Here is an 18,313-nt window from a genome sequence, read left to right as displayed (position 1 = left end):
AGGACTATCGAAATGAAAAAATATATTCAAGTTTCTCTATTTGCATCCATGTTGTTTTTTACTGGTTGTAATGATGACTTTTTGGAGCGTTTCCCTGAGACAGATCTTTCTAAGGAAAACTTTTTTAACAGTGCGGAAGATCTGGAAACGTACATGTACAGCCTCTATGATTTTCCAGGGGTAGGGATATACGTAGAGGATGCTTCCACGGATAATGCTCCCACTACGGGAACTACGGAAATTAAGAGTATGATGGTGGGAACGCCATCTGCTGCCACAATTAATTCCGGGTGGACCTGGAGTAAATTGAGAGAGATTAATTTCTTTCTGGACAACTTCAAAAAGGCAGCAATAAGTGAAGAAGCGCTAAATCATTATGAAGGTTTAGCCCGCTTTTTTCGTGCCAAATTTTACATGGAAAAAGTAAAACGCTATTCTGATGTTCCCTGGTACGAGCACGCACTGGAGACCAATGATGAAGGATTAATGAAACCACGTGATCCCCGTTCTTTGGTTGTCGACAAGATTTTCGAAGATTACGCATTTGCGGCCCAACATGTTCGTGATGATACCAGAAGCGGTGCAGTCAATAAATCTGTGGTGTTGGCTTATCAAGCCAGGCATGCGCTGTATGAAGGTACTTTCCGGAAATACCATAACGAAGTTTCTATGCAAGGCACAGCTAATAAGTTTTTGCAAATTGCCCGGGATGCCTCAAAGCAAATTATGGATGGAAATAAGTATCAGCTTCATAACAACTATGCAGGTTTATTCAATGAAGTCGCTCTTGAAAGTAATAAGGAAGTTATTCTGGGAGTTTTCAGTGAACAGGATAAGCAAAACAGCGGTTGGTGGGGAGCATTTATGTTTGGTAATTATGAAGCAAGTCCTGCGCGTGATCTGGTACAAAGCTATCTGATGAAAGACGGAACTCCTTATACCAATCAGCCCAACTATGCTACCAATCAATTTGTAAGCGAATTCAAAAATCGTGACCCACGCCTTTCGAACACACTCGCATATCCTGGATGGGAACTGGTAAACAATACGACCTATTCTCAGGGAGCAGGGATTTACGTGCAGCAGTTCGCCAAAAATCAGTCGGGATATCACCAGTTGAAAGGTTTTGTAAATGAGACCAGTGCAGTGGTTGCGAATAGTCTGGATGTTCCAATTGTCCGATATGCAGAGGTGTTGTTGACTTATGCAGAAGCAAAAGCTGAGTTGGGAGAGCTTACGCTGGCCGATCTGGATTTGTCGATCAATAAACTTCGCTCTCGCGTAGGCATGGGAAATTTAACAATGAATCCCGTTGCCGATCCTGTTTTGAAAGCACAATATCCGCTTGTAACTGGTGCAAATACTTCTGTTTTATTAGAAATTAGGAGAGAACGCCGAGTAGAGCTGGCTTTGGAAGGCTTCCGCTTCGATGACCTGATGCGTTGGAATGCGGGTAAATTAATAGAAAAAGAACCGGAGGGGTTGTATTTCCCAGGTCTTGGCAAGTATGATCTGACGGGAGATAATGTTGTGGATGTAATTCTGATTCCATTGTCAGAGGCTGTCCCTGAAAAGAAAGAAAAGAATTCCCTGGGTAAAGATCTGGCCTACTATCGCGTAGGGCCGGCAGGAAGCGACGCTTCGTTTTTCCTTAAAAACGGTACAAGCGGAACCATCGTAACTGATCCTGAGCGCGGAACTTTCCAGGAACCAAAATACTATTATCGTCCTGTTCCTCAGACCCAGGTAACGCTTAATCCTGCACTTACGCAGATATTTGGCTGGTAAAAGCCTTTTGTTGTTGAGGCCTGAGTTGTTTTTTCGCAACTTGGGCCTCAATTTACATTTTCACTTCATTGTTTAATTAAGAAAAACATCAGTAAGAATGACCTGTTTAAAACCTAAATTTTTATATCTGTTCTTTATTTGTTTACTGACCGTTGAGGTATTGGCGCAAAGTGATAAAAAGAAGGCTCTTTTTGTAATTGTGGACGGTATTTCGGCGGAACAACTCCGCAAGGTGGCCACTCCGAGTCTGGATGCAATTTCGAAGGCGGGCGGTTTTACCAAAGCCTATGTTGGTGGGGAGAAGAAAACATATAGCCAAACGCCAACAATATCAGCGGTGGGTTATAATAGCCTTTTAACAGGAACCTGGGTTAACAAACACAATGTTTGGGATAATGATATTAAAGACCCGAATTACCACTACTGGACTATTTTTAGATTTTTTCAGGAAGCCTATCCGGCAAAGCGTACCGCTGTTTTTTCAACCTGGCTGGATAACCGTACCAAACTTATAGGTACAGGGTTGGCGCAGACCAATAAGTTGCAAATGCACTATTCATTCGATGGGTTTGAGCTGGATACCCTCAATTTCCCGCACGATAAGGAAGCCGGGTACATTCATAAAATCGATGAGAAAGTGGTGGATGAAGCGGCAAGATATATATCTGATGAAGCACCGGACCTGTCATGGGTGTATCTGGAGTATACCGATGATATGGGGCACAAATATGGAAATAGCGAACAATTCAATAAAGCAATTGGCTATATGGATGTACAAATGGGAAGACTGTGGAAAGCGATTCAATATAGAGAAAAGAATTTTGGAGAAGACTGGCAGATTTTCATTACGACGGATCATGGTCGTGGTGAACCTGAGGGGCAAAATCATGGTGGGCAGTCTGATGGTGAAAGAAGTACATGGATTGTCACCAATGCAAAAGGATTGAATAGCTATTTTCAAGGCAAAGCAGGAAGTGGAAGTGTGCCCGGAATTGTAGATATCATGCCAACCATTGCCCGTCATCTACAAATTCCAATTAAACATGAGCAAAAACTGGAATTGGATGGAGCTGCTTTGACTGGTAAACTTTCCGTTCTATGGCCAACGGCTAAGAAGAACAACGATAAAATTGCGATAAGCTGGAAATCCGTTGAAAAGGATGGCAGTGTGAAAATTTGGCTGAGTACTACCAACAAATTTGAAGAAGGTGGTAGTGATCGATACTTGCTGATGAAAGAAGTCCCGGTCACTAATGAAAATGCAGTTTTGGATATCGCCAAACTTCCAAAAGGCTTTTATAAAATTGTGATTGAGGGGAAATACAATACAGTCAATAAGTGGATTGTTGAATAGCCATTCACTTATTACTGAAAGGTTCGTGTTTGTATTCGTTTGAAATGAAAATCCCATAAATTACCTATCTAAAAATTAACAATTGGCATGGGAAGGAAAAGTTTGAAAGAGGCCCGTCAGAAGGAAATAATCAAGGTGTTTTACAAGCTTGCCAAAAAGGAAGGGCTGGAAAATACTTCGATTGCCAAGATTGCAAAAGAGATGGATATCAATCCAAGTTTGATCATACACTACTTTCAAACGCGCGAAGATCTGACATATGGCTTAATCGACTACATTTTGGATAAATATCAGTTGATTTACAAAGTAACGGGTAAAAAACAGACGGATCCTCAAACGGGCTTGCTTGAAACTATCGATAATATATTTTCTAAAAAATGGAATACGCTCTTTGATGATGGCCTGTTCTATAGCTGTTATTCACTTTCGTTCAGAGAACCTAAAATCAAGGATTTGTATAAAAAGATACTTGATTCGCTAAGAAGTTTGCTGAGTGCAAAAATAGAAGAATGCAGAAAAGAGGGACTTTTGGATATTGATGATCCGGATCAGATTGCGGATAGCATCTTCGTTTTGGTAGACGGGGCCTATTTTTATCTTAGTCTTGTAACTGACAAGATAGAGTATGAACAAAAGCTGGTCAGATATAAGCAACAGGCAATTGATATGCTCAATTTAACGACCGTTGCGTCGGTTTGATTCGGAATAAAAGCGCTTTCCAATAGCCCATAAGCCAATAAGCAGCCAAATGCTGTTCACTGCAAGGTTTGGCTTGTCGTTTTCATAAGCGGAGTCGGTAATCAATCCCAAAGCACCAAGAATATTCAGCAGATGGAATAAATAGCTGTTGGCTTTGAGCTTGCCCGTACTGAGCAACAAGTAAGAGGAAACATAAAATACAACTCCCATCCAGCCCAGACCTTCTGTAATGGATATTTCGCTCATATGGGTGCTGCGGCTAATTTTAAGTACAAGACCCGAAAATAAAAATAGCAACCCGTTTCATTACAAGTTGCTATTTTATTTTTTTATTATATTCCAGAGATGCTCCGGACTATTTTAGCAATGCGTCGCGTTTGGCGATGAAAGTAGCCTTTGTTTTTTCAAGCTTCACTTTTTCCAAAGCAGATGCTTTTTTGATTTCTTCATCAAGACGATTGATCTCCTTGTTGAAAGAATCGTACTCGGTACGTGCAGAAGCACTTAGTTTGCTCAATTTGCTGTCTACTGCATCAGTAGTTTTGTTGATAGCTGCTTTCACATCAGAAACAGCATCTTTACCAGCATCTTTCACGTCAGAAGCTACATCCTGAGCTCCTTCTTTAACGTCAGTTGCTGCGTCCGAAACGGCATCTTTTGCCTCAGCAGCACCTTCTTTAACGTCACCGGCAACCGCCTCAGTAGCTTCTTTGGTTTCGTTTTCTGCCTTTTTTGAACAAGCGGTAAATGTAAATGCGCTGATCAATAGTGCAAATCCAACGTTGAAAAGTGTCTTTTTCATTTTAATGTAGTGTTTGATTGTTTTCGACAAATTTGAATGAAGTAAATCCTCCTGGTGTCTACTTCCACAATAGGACGTGAAATAAGTTTCAGGTAACAGGATTTTAAACAAATATTAAAACCTATTGTATTTCAGTACTTTCTTTCTTTTTTCCAAAAACATAAACTACACCAAAATGGCTTTTCAAAACACCGCTGTCAAACTTATCTTTCACATAAGGATTTAGTTCCAGTGCCAGCTGTATGCGCCTGTTCTGCGGAAGCGGTGCTATACGGACGCCAAAATTAACTGAGTATCCGTCTATTGTAATGAGGTCAGCTTTCGAGTCCGCTATACGGTACAAAGGATTCACTCTTATGCCTCCACCAATATACCACTGTACAATTTCTCCCCGTTTCAGATTGATCATTGGTAATATGTCAATGCTAAGGCTGCTAAACAGCGAGTTTGTCTGAAGCCGGGTATCAAGCCAGATCGCTTTTTTTGTATTGGTGCTCACCGAAATCAGATTGCTCCAAGGATAATAACCTACGGATGCCTGAGCTTTAAGCTCACCTACGCCAACAAACAAAAGGATGATAAGCGGAGCAAATATTTTTTTCATTAATAACAGATAAAGCGAATCATAATCGCAGGATCAAAATTAGCGGCGAAGTGCTTTGCCAAGTTTTCCTGCTGCCTGCATGGTATTCATTTTTTTCATCATTTTTCGCATTTCATCAAACTGCTTAATGAGGTTGTTTACCTGCAAAATGGTCGTTCCGCTACCGATAGCAATTCTCTTTTTACGGCTTCCGTCGATGATGTCAGGATTTTCGCGCTCCTTTTTAGTCATCGATTGTATGATAGCTTCAATTGGTTTGAAAGACTCATTATCAATATCCATGTCTTTCATAGCACTTCCCATTCCGGGAATCATTCCGATAAGGTCTTTTACATTACCCATCTTTTTGATCTGCTGCAACTGACCCAGAAAGTCGTCAAAATCGAATTTATTCTGACGCATTTTGGCATTAATACGCTTCGCTTCATCTTCGTCGAAGGCCTGTTGAGCACGTTCAACAAGGGAGATTACGTCACCCATCCCCAGAATCCTGCTCGCCATACGATCAGGGTAGAAGGAGTCAAGCGCCTCCATTTTCTCACCCGTACTGATGTATTTAATGGGTTTGTCTACAATCTGACGAATCGAAAGAGCTGCTCCACCACGTGCGTCACCATCAAGTTTGGTAAGTACAACGCCGTCAAAATTCAGACGTTCATTGAAAGTTTTGGCTGTATTAACCGCATCCTGTCCTGTCATGGAATCAACCACGAAGAGGATTTCAGAAGGGTTGATAGCCGATTTGATATCAGCAACCTCCTGCATCATCGCCTCATCTACAGCCAAGCGTCCAGCTGTATCGACGATCACGATTTTCTTGCCAATTTTTCGGGCATGTGAAATCGCATTCTGAGCAATGCTTACAGGATTTTTGTTTTCAGGCTCAGAATATACTTCCACGCCAACTTGCTCTCCCAATACTTTAAGCTGCTCAATCGCCGCTGGACGGTAAACGTCGCAGGCAGTTAAAAGAACTTGTCTTCCCTGTTTTTTAAGTAAATAAGCCAGTTTTCCGGTAAAAGTTGTTTTACCAGATCCTTGTAAACCTGCAATCAGGATTACAGCCGGGTCGCCTTTGATGTTGATGGCTTCGGCCTGCCCACCCATCAGTTCAGTTAGTTCTTCCTGAACGATCTTCACAAACATCTGTCCTGGTTCGACAGATATCAATATTTTACGGTCAAGGGCTTTGTCCCTGATCCGGTCGGTAATTTCCTTGGCTACTTTAAAGTTAACGTCAGCGTCGACCAGTGCTTTACGCACTTCTTTAGTAGTCGCAGCAACGTTTATGTCTGATATTCTATCCTTTCCTTTTAGCGTGCGGAAGGCATTGTTAAGCTTATCCTGTAAGTTTTCAAACATGGAATGGTATGTATGATTCTGATCCTTAATTGAAATAATTCACAAAGGTATAAATAAAATAAGGAGTACAGGAATCAAGATTCCCATACTCCCGTAATTATCCGATATGAAATGTTATTTTGTTTATTGTTTCAGGGCCACGCTCACTTCTGCCGGCTTAGGCGCCTGAATGCCATCCAGAGCAAATTGTCTGCTGATTCCCTCGTGAACATTATAATAAGTATCCCAGTAGGTTGCACTTGGCGTCCAGACCCTCACATCAAAAAATATCGCGTTTTCGGTCAGTTTGGTTACCAAAATATCATGAGATACATCTTTTAATGCAGTAGGGCAGGCATCCACAACCTTTTGAACTGAGGCTCTGATCTTATCCGCGCCGTTTTGACTGCCAGCAGCGAATACCATGTCAACCCTGATTTTGCCTTTACCCGAAATATTGGTAACGGGAGAGGTAGAAAGTGGTCCGTTTGGAAGAATGATGGTTTTGTTGTCCGGCGTAACGAGCACTGTATTGAAGATTTGGACGCCTTCAACCACGCCAGTGAATCCTTGTGCGTTAATAAGGTCACCTACACGATACGGTTTGAAAATAAGAATGAGAACGCCACCGGCAAAATTGGCGAGGCTACCCTGCAAAGCAAGCCCAACAGCCAAGCCAGCAGCTCCTAATACTGCTACGAAAGAAGAAGTTTCTATCCCGACAATACCCGCAATGCTCAAAAGCAGCATTACATTTAAAAGAACGCTGATCAGTGAATTAAGAAATGGCTGAACGTCGCGGTCAACCTTTCTTTTGTCCATCAGGTTACTAACAAGATCACTGATTTTTCCGATAATAATTCGACCAATAATAAGGGCGATGATGGCAAGCAAAATTTTACCGCCGTACTGTGTGATTGCCGCGATGATACCGGCTTTGACAATTTCGTAATCCATAATTTGAGAAAGTTTGGAAAGATGATTTTGAGATTTTAGACAAGCTGAGCCGGGAATGGTCACTCCTATACGCAAAATCATTTATTGTCATCACATAATCAATGGTATACCGAAAATAATTTGTGTAAATAAGGTATTTTACCTCAAAACGAAAAAAGACGGACAAGAGCTGTTTGCCCTTGTCCGTCTCAACTATATTTCTAAAACTTAAATCAGGTATTACTTACTGAACTTGGCAGCAATCCAGCGGAACATTTTCTTTTCCTTTTCCCAGAAAAATGAAAACTGACCCAAAAGAAAACCATATACAAGTAGTAAACTTTGGTAAGTAGGGAAAATAAAAAGAATGTAGGTAACGGTTTTTAACCACATTGGCGTTGTGTCATCATAACCCAACAGGTGGAAAAGGCCTTTTCTCAACCAAACCACTGACGACCCCGAAAGGCTGAAAACAGCTAAAACCAAAAGAACCTGTCTGGTTGTTTCCAATCCCCATTTTTCCTGCATTTTACCCAACCAGGGCTGTGCACTTTTTTCTCCGCTCGGCATATTTTTATCGGACGCTTTAAATTTTTCACAAAGAAACAACGCATATCGCAATTTTCCTTGATTTTAATGAATGTTTAATCATGACCCTGGTCAGTGCGGCATCGTTGTTTATCTAATATAAAATGTCAAAACACAATCAGTTCTACTCTCTCAGTAACACCTTAATATCCTCGATCAACTGCTTGGTTTCCGCTTCTGTGGTACCGTCGTACATGCCGCGAATGTGTCGGTTTTTATCTACCAATACAAAGTGACCGCTATGAATGTAACCGCCTGCTTCCAAGGAATCTTCCCTTGCACTGACGAAATAGTGTTTTTCGCCTATTTCATATATTTTATCACGTTCGCCGGTCACCAGTTGCCATTTGTTGCCGGTTATTCCAAGGTCATCTGCGTATTTTTTCAAAACAGCTACTGAATCATGGCCGGGATCAATGGTGTGAGATAGAATCTGTACGTCGGGATTATCATTAAATTCCTGATAAACTTTCAGCATATTCTTTTTCATCACCGGACAAATGGTGGGGCAGGTAGTGAAGAAGAAATCTGCCACATAAATTTTCCCTTCAAATGACTTTTCCGTAACGGTTTCTCCGTATTGATTCAGGAAAGAGAATTCGGGAATGGTTGGGTAAATGGTTTCTTCCACCTCTTTCCCATCCACCATTTTCTTCACCACATCCGGTTCGCCTATGTAGGGGAGCTTTTTATCCTCACAGCTTGTGAATAAGATTGTCAGGAAGAATATTGGTATCAATAGCTTTTTCATAAGGCTGAATTTTTGTCAAGGAAGGCGCGGGCATCCGCTATACCTTTGTTCATCTGATTACGTACGGTTTCAATTTTTAGCTTTTGATCTGCGATGTACGCAGTTGCTTCTGAATCTCCCAATTTTTCCAGCGTATCGGCTTTGTACTGATGCATCCAGTTCATCATTTCCTTATCGGCCTTGTCCAACTGAATGTGCAGCGTAAAAGCTTCTTCTTTCCTCTTTTTTAAGACGTCAGTTGATTTGACAACGAGTAAACTGTCAGTTGTTTTCAGGTTAGCAGTGATCTTCTGTTTCAAATCCATGATCGCACCCATTTGCGGCATAATACTATCGTGAATAGCCATTACTTCCGCTACGCGCGGATCGCCTGCTGCATGTGAGCCATGGTCATGCCCGTTAGGATCCTGCATAGTTGTACTATCGCTATGAGATGAATCTTTGTTTTCGGAATTACAACCCGCCAGAATGAGTAAAGCCAGGATGTTTAAGATTAGTATTTTCATTTGTTTTAATTGTTTAAAGAAATTAAGGACTTGATGTTGAAATTTTTGCTGTTGTCATATCACACGCGGCCGCCGCTGCGGTTAAATGACGTTTGATGTGTTTTAAGGGCGAACATTAACCCTGGATAACCATTTCGTTCTCAACAAGATTTCGCTTCGGCGATCCGCCGGGTGGCCGAAGCCATTGAAAATGACATGATCTTTGTCAGGTTGAGCGGAGTCGAAACCCGAGTAACCAAATTAACACTATCAATAATTAGCGTTTTATAAATCTACCATTGGCATATGCGGTAAATAATTGATGTTATGAGTAATTGACATATCTCCCCGAGTTACCATTGGTATTATTTTTAACTGGTTTATTGATAATGACTAACGTTGCGTCCCGTGCTTCGACTCCGCTCAGCATGACAAGCACTTTAAGCGTCAGTCTTACGGCTTTTTTTAGTAAATTGCCAATAACAGAAAATTAATTTGTGACATAGTAAAAGAAGTAAACATCAAATCGGTTCACGGTTGTTTGAATTTTGGATCAACTACAAATTGATAATCCGTCAGCGTTTTTAAAAATGCGACAATGGCTTCCTTTTCATCTTTGTTCAGCTTCATTCCTCCGGCAGGCAAACGTTCATCCAGTGTTCCTGAATTTTTGATTCCGTTAGCATAATGTTCAACCACATCTTCCAGTGATGCAAGCCGTCCGTCATGCATGTATGGCGCTGTTAACGCCACGTTGCGCAGGGTAGGCGTTCTGAATTTTCCCAGATCAGCGAGATTGTAGCTGATCCGGTATCTTCCCAAAAACACTCCTTCATATTCGGTGTTGGAGAAATCAGCATCGAGACCATTGTTATGGTATTCATTGTCGGTGAACAATTCACTGCTGTGGCATCCCTGGCATTTTTGCTGTACCAATTCCAGTCCTCTAAGTTCTACATCTGACAAGGTTCCACCGGCTTTTTTTAGTTTGAATTGATCATACTCTGAATTCGCTGAAATGAGCGTTCTCTGGAACTGGGCCAATGCTTTTACCACATTCCGGGTTGTGATTTCGTCCGCGAAAGCAGTTTTAAAACGAGTTACATATTCGGGAACGGCATTGAGTTCATCTATAAGCTCGAACAGATTTTGTGCCATTTCATCATGTGCTGTCAGCGGGCCGAATGCCTGCGATTCCAGATTGGTAGAGCCACCATCCCAGAACAAACCATTGTTAGCCCACGCCATATTGATCAACGCAGGCGAATGCCGGAGCAATGGAGTTCCTGAAACGCCGGCCTTGCTTAATGCAACGCCATCACTGAATGCCAATGCCTGCTCGTGGCAACTTGCGCAGGATACTTTGTTGTTGGCGGACAACCGGACGTCATAAAACAACATCCGTCCCAGCTCAATACCTTCCCTTGTCATTGGGTTTTGGGTATCGAATACAGGTTGCGGGAAATGTTCCGGAACAGGCAATGAATATGCCTGCGACTCCGGGTCAATTTCCTTTTTGCTGCAACCTGCGCAAACAAGTATCAATAAAAATATAGCCTGTCGCAAATTCATAGCGCTATTTTACCGTGGTACTGAATGCAATGGCTTTGGTTGCATAGTTATCCGCCACGGTCGACATCAAAGTAGGGCTCATAGCGCTGATAGTCGGGTTTTTGATCGGGTCAATGCCGTCAAAAATTTTGGTAACGTCCACGTTCAGAACGATTTCCTTCGTGTTCGAGAAATTTACCGGTGTTGCCAGATCAATCGTCAACGTTTTGTAATTGGCGTTTAATCCGGTTTCCGTGGTGAAGTCCTTGGTTTCAGTTCCTTCCTTCACGCTTCCGGCAAGGGATGAGAAGATATAGCTCGAATGCCACATCCAGGCGATGTTGCTCATGCCGTTGGCAATGGTAAGTTCACCTGCACCAAGGCTGAGATTATCATTGTATTTGGAATCGACTCCGATGGAAAACTTTACACTTTTATATTCTCCTGCCGGAATGTCCCTGAAATCGATCGTTTCTCTTTTACGGGCCGGATACAAATTTTTATTGCCATTCACAGTTCCGGTAAGGTCCAGTTCGCCCACTTCTTCGATCAGATAATAGGCGTTAGGTATCTTATATTCTGCTCCCTTGGAATCAACCAGAGATACATTGCTGACCCAGTAACGAAGTTTTTTGAAATTGTAAGTTTTGGAGCCTACTGTAAAATCTTTATTCAGAGCAAAATCTGCGCTTCCTACTTTAGAGTCGAAAGTGAGTTTGGCTTCCGCCGTAGTTGCAGGTACTACTGTTTCATTGGAATCATTGTTTGAACAGGAAGTGAAAAACATCGTAGCAAGTGCAAGAATTAAAAAACGTTTCATGATTAATATTTTATGGTTAAAAACCGATTTGGATTAAAATAGAGATTTGCCACAGCTGAAAAACTGTGTTGTATTGACGTGAATATCCTTAAAGCAGGATCACTGCAACCTGAGTATTCAGAAATAGAAGATTAGAAAGTCGGCTATTGTGGCGGACGAAGCAGGCCGGAGACTGGCGAGCTATAAATGCAGATCAGATAACCGAAAACAGGTTTGATCTTTTGAATAAAACAATCAGGCACAAACAAGAAATGTGACACCGAAAGATAGAACAAATGAGCAACAGCAGTGTTGGAAACACGTTCGGTTGTCTCTTTGTCTTTTTTATCCTGCTGCTGTTTTAGTTTTTTTGCCAGATAACACTTGCCGTTGCAGTTAAGCTGTGGGCGATCCCGATTTTCGCAGAGTACCTTGGCAATGTAATTTCGGTTTACATGAAAATACGCCACCGTTCCCCACGGACTAAGTGTGGGTAGCATAATTGCAAAAAGCAATAAGGAGGCTATAAGTGAACGCATTAGATTATTTTTCCCTTCTTAAAATAAGAAGCCCAGTTGAACAAGAATCCGCTCCTTTGCCACAACGTGACCCGAAGAACTTTTCTGAGTAATCGGTTTTTGTGCATTTACACCCAATGTAAATCGATCGGTGAAGAGCGTTACACCAGCAGTGCCATTTAGTAATCTTCCACCTGTGAGATCCAGAACTTCTCCGTGTTGTGTTCCGTGTTCAGCGTTTTCAGCATAAAAACCTACGCTCGGTGTTAATGAAACTTTACCAATTCGGAATGATTTGTAGAGATCCACCGTACCAAAAAGCTGGTTGCCAAATTTGTAATCCTGCGAGTTGGTGGTGTTGAACTTACGGGAAACATTCGTAGCCAATCCCCAGTCGCCTTTGTTCAAGGTATAAAATGCATTCAGGATAAAATCCGTACTTCCTGTTCCTAACTGAAAATTGGCATTGGCAACCTGCAACGGATTGTTTTCATCGAATTTGAATTTTCCGGTAGGTAGTTTAATTCCCCCGCCAACGAGCAAAGTATGCGTAAAAGCACCGGAATTTTCCTTGTCCATCAGTGTATTAAGCACATTGTAGTTGGCGAGAACGGTCGCATCTCCAAAGCCATTCTGTTTTTTTACGTCCGCAGAAGTAACCTGCTGATCAGTGCGGTAAGGGAGGAAAGCCATTACCTGCACTCTTTTGATCGGGAAGAAACGTGCATACAATTCGGCTACATTGAAGTTCTCTTCGGTGCGAAGTACCTTGCTGTCTGGGTGCGTTACGAAGTTTAGTCTCTGGTATCTTACGCCAATTAAGGATTTGTTCGATTGTGGTAAAAGCCCGAAATAGGCACCGCTATTGGCGCAGCCGCATATATCGCACGCACGGGTATTGAATACTGTTAATGTAAACAGCAGGCAAAATATATATCTGATTTTCATTATTTTAAATTAAAAAAACTGATTGTTAAAGGGCATTTCCTATGCCTGGATCTGACAGTTTGGCTTCGCGGATAAATTGTTCATCATTCAGTGTCCTCAAAAAAGCAATAAGCGATTGTTTTTCTGAGGCTGTGAGCGGAATACCCGTTTTGCCATTTTGTTGGACGAGTAGAGGATCAAGCGTTGCAGAGTTTTGAACACTGTCGGTGTAATGGTCAAGTACTTCTTCCAGCGTATGGTAACGGCCGTCGTGCATATACGGAGCCGTTACGCCCACATTCCGGAGTGACGGTACTTTGAACTTGTAATTGTCCACAGCATTTCCGGTAATAGCACCACGGCCTTTGTCGTCAATTCGCATAGGCATTAAGCCATTGTTTCGAAAACTCTGATTTGTAAACAGCTCGCCCTCATGGCAGGAACTGCAATTCTTTTGAAACAATACCATTCCTTCTTTCTCCTGAGCGTTCAGCGCGTTGGCATCCCCACCTTTGAAGTAATCATATTTTGAAGCTGCCGAAACCATCGTCATCATGAATTGGGACAAAGCTTTCATCATTCTTTCGCTGTTGATTTCTTCTGTTCCAAAAGCTGCTTTGAACATCTTGGGGTAATTGACAGGTATTTTGGAAGTCGCGAGTGGTGTTTTGCGCAGCTTTTCCATAGCGGCAGTTACCCTTAGATCCATTTCAACAGGGTTCTCAATCGGGTTGAAAGGAACAAGATCCATATCGTGCACACCGCCATCCCAGAAAAAGGAAGTACTCCATGCCATATTCTGAACTGCCGGCGAATTTCGGGTTCCAAGAAGATCGTCAACGCCATGGCTAAGCTCATGCCCGTGATGTGTGAATGCGGCCTGTTGTTGGTGACAGGTACCACAGCCAATCTGGTTGGTTCGGGACAGAATACCATCATAGAACAGAAAACGGCCAAGCTCAATCCCTTCTTCGGTAAGTGGATTTCTGGAAAGGTCATATACCGGATCAGGAAAGTGAGCTGGTTTTTTCCAAACCACGGGTGTTGGGCCGGTTGGTTCAGGGTCTGGTTCCTCTGTTTCTTTGCCACATGACATTACTGACAATGCAAGTGCACATAACATCAACAGATACCAGCCGGATTTTGTATTTTTTGTTCTCATCTATCAGCCCGGCAGTTAGTGAATATGATCCAGAGAGAACATTTCGGCATAGTTGTTGGCCACCTGTTGTGATTTTTCCTGCTGTCCCCCCATGATGCTGTTGAATTGTTCTATACTCACGTTCGTACCTGGTCCGTCGAAAACTTTCAAAACATCTACCAACAGATGGACTTCGGGAGTAGCTTTATCGGTTACAGAAGCCTTTAAGTTGCCAAAATCTACCTTCACAACACGGGTGTTGTTTACAGTTTTCTCACTGTAACCGCCAAACAGACCGATGTGGTAGTAAAATTTGTTATTTACAGGATTTCCTTTGGATGATGTTCCTTCCAGTTTGAGAAAAATATATCCTGAATTCCAAAGCCAGTACATACCATCTTCCAACATTGATCCACCAGGATCCAGAACACCTTTTCTTTTTTCAAGCGGTGCAGTGTTTCTCAGACTGTCCACACCAACCATAAATTCCACGGCTTTATAATCACCATAAGGAACGTTATTCAGCGTCACAAACTGGCTGGCTTTTACATCTTCTTTGATCAGAAAATAACTCGAATCCTGAGGAACGGTGAAGATGGTTCCGTCGGTTTTGGTCAGTTTTATATTTGAAATAAAGTAGTTGAATTTTGTCACAACAAAATCCTCTTTGGTTGCATTTACATAGCTTACGCTATTCAAAACCAGGTTTTTGTCTCCAACTACGTTATCGAATTCAATTCTTAATTTTCCTCCTTCTGTTACCGGAATTGGTTCTGTAATTTCACTGGAATCGGAACATGAGCTTAATGCAAAGAGGGATAACAACGCCAGAACGAGACCAGCATATCCTGAGAAAATATTTTTCATAGTAAATGAGATATGATCAACCTTGTAACGAAGGTTAATTATAAACTTGGTATAAATAAAATAGAATTAAATGCTTTTGGTTTAAAGCATTGGCAATAGCAGTAAGTTGCTATCCGAGAGGAGGATGGAAAATGTCATCGACAACAGAGGATGCCGAAAATGGAGATTTGTAATCAAAAGAAAGATTTAACGGAATTTCGAACGAAAGGGTAGGCGCCGGGAAATAATGGTGCTCCTTCACATCCATAACCTGGTATATCAGACTGGCCATGTAATTTTGCTCGGCCTGGCGTTCTTCCTGTTTTTTTGTTTCGGCAATACGTTTGGCCAGGTAACATTTACCGTTACAATTCAGCTGAGGGCGATTACGGTTTTCGCAGAGATTGGCAACAATGTAATCGCGTCTTATCTCGAAGTCAAGGTACAACAACGGAATCACCCATGCTTTCACAAGCATCAGGCCAAGAAGGCTAAGGGCTATACATTGTTTTACAGAAGCTTTCATATTGACTTTAACGAACCAAACACCGATGTGCGTATTCAGCCACAAAGGTATGTATGGATTGGATACGGTTGACGATAGTTGTAAGATTTCTCCTAAATCGTTGGAATTAATAAGAACGTAAAAGAGGGTTGGATTACGCGCGAAGAGTAATTTCCCTATATTTGCCCTTTAAACAATAACGGTCAATTTAGTCCGTTTATGTTCAAAGTTGTTTTAAGGCCGGGTAAACCCCTTTTTATTTAGCTTAACCATTCACTTTCACATTTATATGATGCTTCTACAAGCACTTACTGACTCTACTTTGGCTGCGCCCGTTGCTGCTGAAGGGCTATCTATTATTGACCTGCTTGCAAAGGGCGGCTGGGTAATGCTTCCGCTTGGACTGTTGTTTTTGGGTACACTGTTCCTGATCATCGAACGGTTTTTGGGAATTGGTGCCAATGGAAAAATAGATCCTCAATTTGTAGACAACGTAAAGGATTTTATTCAGCAGGGAAATCTTAAATCGGCGGAGTCGTCGTGCCGCAACCAACGTAACGCAACAGGACGTATTCTGGAACGCGCCATTGGTCGCATCGGTTACCCGATTAAAGACATTGAAACAACAATAGAAAACGCTAGTCAGATTGAAATTCAACGTATGGAAGGCAATTTGCCATACCTTGGGGTTATTGCAGGTATAGCGCCTATGTTAGGTTTTGTGGGTACGATTTCCGGTATCATCCGTATTTTCTACGACATATCGATTTCAAATGACTTCAATATCAGTACCATTGCCGGTGGTATGTATGAAAAAATGATCACTTCCGGTTCTGGTCTGATCATCGGTTTGATCGCCTATGCAGGATATCACATGCTGAATATGAAAATCGACCGCTTTGCTTTGAAACTGCAAATGGCTGCTTCCGATTTCCTTGATGTGCTTCAAAAGCCGGTAGCATCAAAATAATACATTCGGAAGTGAGTGAATACTGATGTATTCGCTCGTTATATCATTCACATATTGAATATTCTCACATGAAAATACGTCGTAAGGCCCGGTTTGCGCCGGAAGTGTTCACGCACTCGCTCAACGATATTATGTTTTTTCTTCTGCTGTTCTTTTTGATCATTTCAACAATGTCGAATCCGAACGTAATCAAACTGATGCTTCCAAAAGCATCGGCTACGCAGCAGATGTACAAGAAACAGATTACGTTATCTATTGACGATAAAAAGGTTTACTACATCGATAAAGAACCGATTCCCTTTGAAAGACTGGAAACAGAATTACAAACAATATTTGCAGGAGTAGAAGACCGTACCATTGTTTTAAGAGTTGATAAAAACCTGGCTGTTCAGGATCTGGTGGATGTACTGGAACTTGGTGCCAAGCAGGATATTAAAATGGTAATGGCCACTGCGAAGTAAAACCGGACTGAACGCGTTTTAGCGGTCAGAACGGGGATGAAACGAAGAGCCGATTGTTATCAAATAAAAAACGCCTTGTGAATTGTATATTCACAGGGCGTTTTTCGTTGCTGCGTATTACCAATATTACTGCTCCGCACTGAGGTAGATCCTTTCAACGATCTCCTGCAAAACAGCACCTTCTTCTCCATTACAAATGTTGCTTTGTTTGCCTGATACCAAATCAAGAAAAGCGATGGTATTTTGAAGTTGATTATCTGCTTGTTCCAGGTGCGAGAAATGAATATCCGCCAGTTCGCCAGCAATTTCTGTATGGATCGACAATGGATTTAAAATTGCTCCTCCCTTATTTCCGAAAACTTCAAGGTTGACACTTTCAGCCTCCTTCGTATTCAGTGCAAAAGAACAGGAAAGTGAAATACTGACGTTGTTGGGGAATGAAAGATGTGCAAAGACTGCATCCTCAACCTCGAACTTGGATGGATCCCAGACACCTTTTAATCCTTTGCCTCCTGCTTTACCGATAAAGTCATAAGCATTGGCTACAATTTTATCGGGAATCTGATAATTTGTCAGGTCAAGTGCGAGGTCGAGAATGTGCACGCCGAGGTCAATCAATGCACCACCGCCCTGAATGGTTTTGTTTGTGAAATTTCCCCAGCCTGGTATACCCCGGCGACGCAGGTAAGTTGCCTTGATGTGGTATATGCCGCCCAACTGCCCCTCGTTCTGATATCTCTTCAATAAGGCGTATTCTGAGCTCTGTCTGCGTTGGAAATTGTAGGCTAAAACCAATCCTTTCAATTTTGCAAGATCAGCCATTTCACGAGCTTGCTTCGCGTTCATGGCAGGCGGTTTTTCGCAGAGCACATGGCAGCCGTTTTCGAGTGCCTGCATGGTGTAAGCATAATGCAGATTGTTGGCTGTACAGTTGACGATCAAATCCGGTTTTTGCTCCTGATTAAACATTTCGCCGGCGTTATCGTATGCAAACGGGATGTTATGGTTATTGGCCAGTGCACGTGCCTTATTAATATCACGACTGCAAACGGCTATAATTTCTACCTGTTCGTTTAAAGCTTTCAGAGCCGGAATGTGATTCTGATTCGCTATATGCCCGCCACCTATAATTGCTGCTTTCAATAATGCCATGATTTAGGAAATTTAGGAAAGGACAAAAATATTGAAACAATTGCAGTAATCTTAATAAAGCAAAAAATGCCCAAACTCTTGCGAGACGGGCATTC

The 18,313-nt window shown here is 42.0% G+C and carries 21 protein-coding genes; 5 read left to right on the top strand and 16 right to left on the bottom strand.

Features of this window, described 5'->3' with window-relative positions:
- Positions 1 to 12 precede the first annotated feature (12 nt).
- From LZG71_RS16540 to LZG71_RS16530, 3 genes are all read left to right on the top strand, one after another.
- Positions 13 to 1,788, top strand: coding sequence for a RagB/SusD family nutrient uptake outer membrane protein (locus tag LZG71_RS16540; RefSeq protein WP_233822098.1), 1,776 nt, complete (start codon positions 13 to 15; stop codon positions 1,786 to 1,788).
- A gap of 97 nt (positions 1,789 to 1,885) precedes the next feature.
- Positions 1,886 to 3,142: an alkaline phosphatase family protein gene (locus tag LZG71_RS16535; protein WP_233822096.1), complete on the top strand. Its 1,257-nt coding sequence runs from the start codon at positions 1,886 to 1,888 to the stop codon at positions 3,140 to 3,142.
- Between the two features lie 87 nt (positions 3,143 to 3,229).
- Complete coding sequence (locus LZG71_RS16530) at positions 3,230 to 3,841, top strand: TetR family transcriptional regulator (RefSeq protein ID WP_233822094.1); 612 nt, start codon at positions 3,230 to 3,232, stop codon at positions 3,839 to 3,841.
- Here the strand turns inward: LZG71_RS16530 and LZG71_RS16525 are convergent.
- The 15 genes from LZG71_RS16525 to LZG71_RS16455 form a co-directional block, all read right to left on the bottom strand.
- Complete coding sequence (locus LZG71_RS16525; protein WP_233822092.1) at positions 3,818 to 4,087, bottom strand: CBU_0592 family membrane protein; 270 nt, start codon at positions 4,085 to 4,087, stop codon at positions 3,818 to 3,820. The genes LZG71_RS16530 and LZG71_RS16525 overlap by 24 nt on opposite strands.
- A 109-nt stretch (positions 4,088 to 4,196) precedes the next feature.
- Positions 4,197 to 4,643, bottom strand: coding sequence for a hypothetical protein (locus LZG71_RS16520; protein WP_233822090.1), 447 nt, complete (start codon positions 4,641 to 4,643; stop codon positions 4,197 to 4,199).
- A 121-nt stretch (positions 4,644 to 4,764) separates the two neighbouring features.
- A complete protein-coding gene (locus LZG71_RS16515; protein ID WP_233822088.1) occupies positions 4,765 to 5,247 on the bottom strand; it encodes a hypothetical protein in 483 nt (160 codons plus the stop codon).
- Positions 5,248 to 5,286: 39 nt separating this feature from the next.
- Positions 5,287 to 6,609: a signal recognition particle protein gene (gene ffh, locus LZG71_RS16510; protein ID WP_233822086.1), complete on the bottom strand. Its 1,323-nt coding sequence runs from the start codon at positions 6,607 to 6,609 to the stop codon at positions 5,287 to 5,289.
- 123 nt (positions 6,610 to 6,732) lie between these two features.
- Positions 6,733 to 7,545 carry a mechanosensitive ion channel family protein gene (locus tag LZG71_RS16505; protein WP_233822084.1) on the bottom strand — a complete coding sequence of 271 codons (813 nt, stop codon included), beginning with the start codon at positions 7,543 to 7,545 and terminating at the stop codon, positions 6,733 to 6,735.
- A 219-nt stretch (positions 7,546 to 7,764) separates the two neighbouring features.
- Complete coding sequence (locus LZG71_RS16500) at positions 7,765 to 8,094, bottom strand: DUF6787 family protein (protein ID WP_233822082.1); 330 nt, start codon at positions 8,092 to 8,094, stop codon at positions 7,765 to 7,767.
- A gap of 142 nt (positions 8,095 to 8,236) precedes the next feature.
- A complete protein-coding gene (locus LZG71_RS16495) occupies positions 8,237 to 8,863 on the bottom strand; it encodes an SCO family protein (RefSeq protein ID WP_233822081.1) in 627 nt (208 codons plus the stop codon).
- Complete coding sequence (locus LZG71_RS16490) at positions 8,860 to 9,369, bottom strand: hypothetical protein (protein WP_233822079.1); 510 nt, start codon at positions 9,367 to 9,369, stop codon at positions 8,860 to 8,862. Before LZG71_RS16490 ends, LZG71_RS16495 begins: the two co-directional genes overlap by 4 nt.
- A 510-nt stretch (positions 9,370 to 9,879) precedes the next feature.
- The gene (locus LZG71_RS16485; protein ID WP_233822077.1) at positions 9,880 to 10,920 is read right to left on the bottom strand and encodes a cytochrome-c peroxidase; all 1,041 of its coding nucleotides are present in this window, start codon (positions 10,918 to 10,920) and stop codon (positions 9,880 to 9,882) included.
- Positions 10,921 to 10,924: 4 nt separating this feature from the next.
- The gene (locus LZG71_RS16480; RefSeq protein ID WP_233822075.1) at positions 10,925 to 11,719 is read right to left on the bottom strand and encodes an MbnP family protein; all 795 of its coding nucleotides are present in this window, start codon (positions 11,717 to 11,719) and stop codon (positions 10,925 to 10,927) included.
- A gap of 143 nt (positions 11,720 to 11,862) precedes the next feature.
- Positions 11,863 to 12,237 carry a hypothetical protein gene (locus LZG71_RS16475; protein WP_233822073.1) on the bottom strand — a complete coding sequence of 125 codons (375 nt, stop codon included), beginning with the start codon at positions 12,235 to 12,237 and terminating at the stop codon, positions 11,863 to 11,865.
- 18 nt (positions 12,238 to 12,255) lie between these two features.
- A complete protein-coding gene (locus LZG71_RS16470; protein ID WP_233822071.1) occupies positions 12,256 to 13,164 on the bottom strand; it encodes a transporter in 909 nt (302 codons plus the stop codon).
- Positions 13,165 to 13,189: 25 nt separating this feature from the next.
- Entirely contained in the window at positions 13,190 to 14,305 is a 1,116-nt protein-coding gene (locus LZG71_RS16465) for a cytochrome-c peroxidase (protein WP_233822069.1), read from the bottom strand.
- 15 nt (positions 14,306 to 14,320) lie between these two features.
- Positions 14,321 to 15,151, bottom strand: coding sequence for an MbnP family protein (locus LZG71_RS16460; RefSeq protein WP_233822067.1), 831 nt, complete (start codon positions 15,149 to 15,151; stop codon positions 14,321 to 14,323).
- A gap of 109 nt (positions 15,152 to 15,260) precedes the next feature.
- Positions 15,261 to 15,656 (bottom strand): hypothetical protein, encoded by a 396-nt coding sequence (locus LZG71_RS16455; RefSeq protein WP_233822065.1) that lies wholly within the window; start codon positions 15,654 to 15,656, stop codon positions 15,261 to 15,263.
- A gap of 268 nt (positions 15,657 to 15,924) precedes the next feature.
- On the opposite strand from LZG71_RS16455, the gene LZG71_RS16450 reads away from it, so the two are divergent.
- Positions 15,925 to 16,605 carry a MotA/TolQ/ExbB proton channel family protein gene (locus tag LZG71_RS16450; protein WP_233822064.1) on the top strand — a complete coding sequence of 227 codons (681 nt, stop codon included), beginning with the start codon at positions 15,925 to 15,927 and terminating at the stop codon, positions 16,603 to 16,605.
- Between the two features lie 68 nt (positions 16,606 to 16,673).
- On the top strand, positions 16,674 to 17,066 hold the full coding sequence (locus LZG71_RS16445; RefSeq protein WP_233822063.1) for a biopolymer transporter ExbD: 393 nt from the start codon (positions 16,674 to 16,676) through the stop codon (positions 17,064 to 17,066).
- Between the two features lie 126 nt (positions 17,067 to 17,192).
- Here LZG71_RS16445 and LZG71_RS16440 read toward each other — a convergent pair whose 3' ends face one another.
- On the bottom strand, positions 17,193 to 18,218 hold the full coding sequence (locus tag LZG71_RS16440; protein WP_233822062.1) for a Gfo/Idh/MocA family protein: 1,026 nt from the start codon (positions 18,216 to 18,218) through the stop codon (positions 17,193 to 17,195).
- Between the last annotated feature and the right edge of the window lie 95 nt (positions 18,219 to 18,313).

Source organism: Dyadobacter sp. CY312 (genome assembly GCF_021390535.1).
In the GTDB taxonomy this organism is placed as follows: Bacteria; Bacteroidota; Bacteroidia; order Cytophagales; family Spirosomataceae; genus Dyadobacter.
The sequence above is the reverse complement of the archived record's forward strand: the minus strand, read 5'-3'. Positions and strand labels throughout refer to the sequence as shown.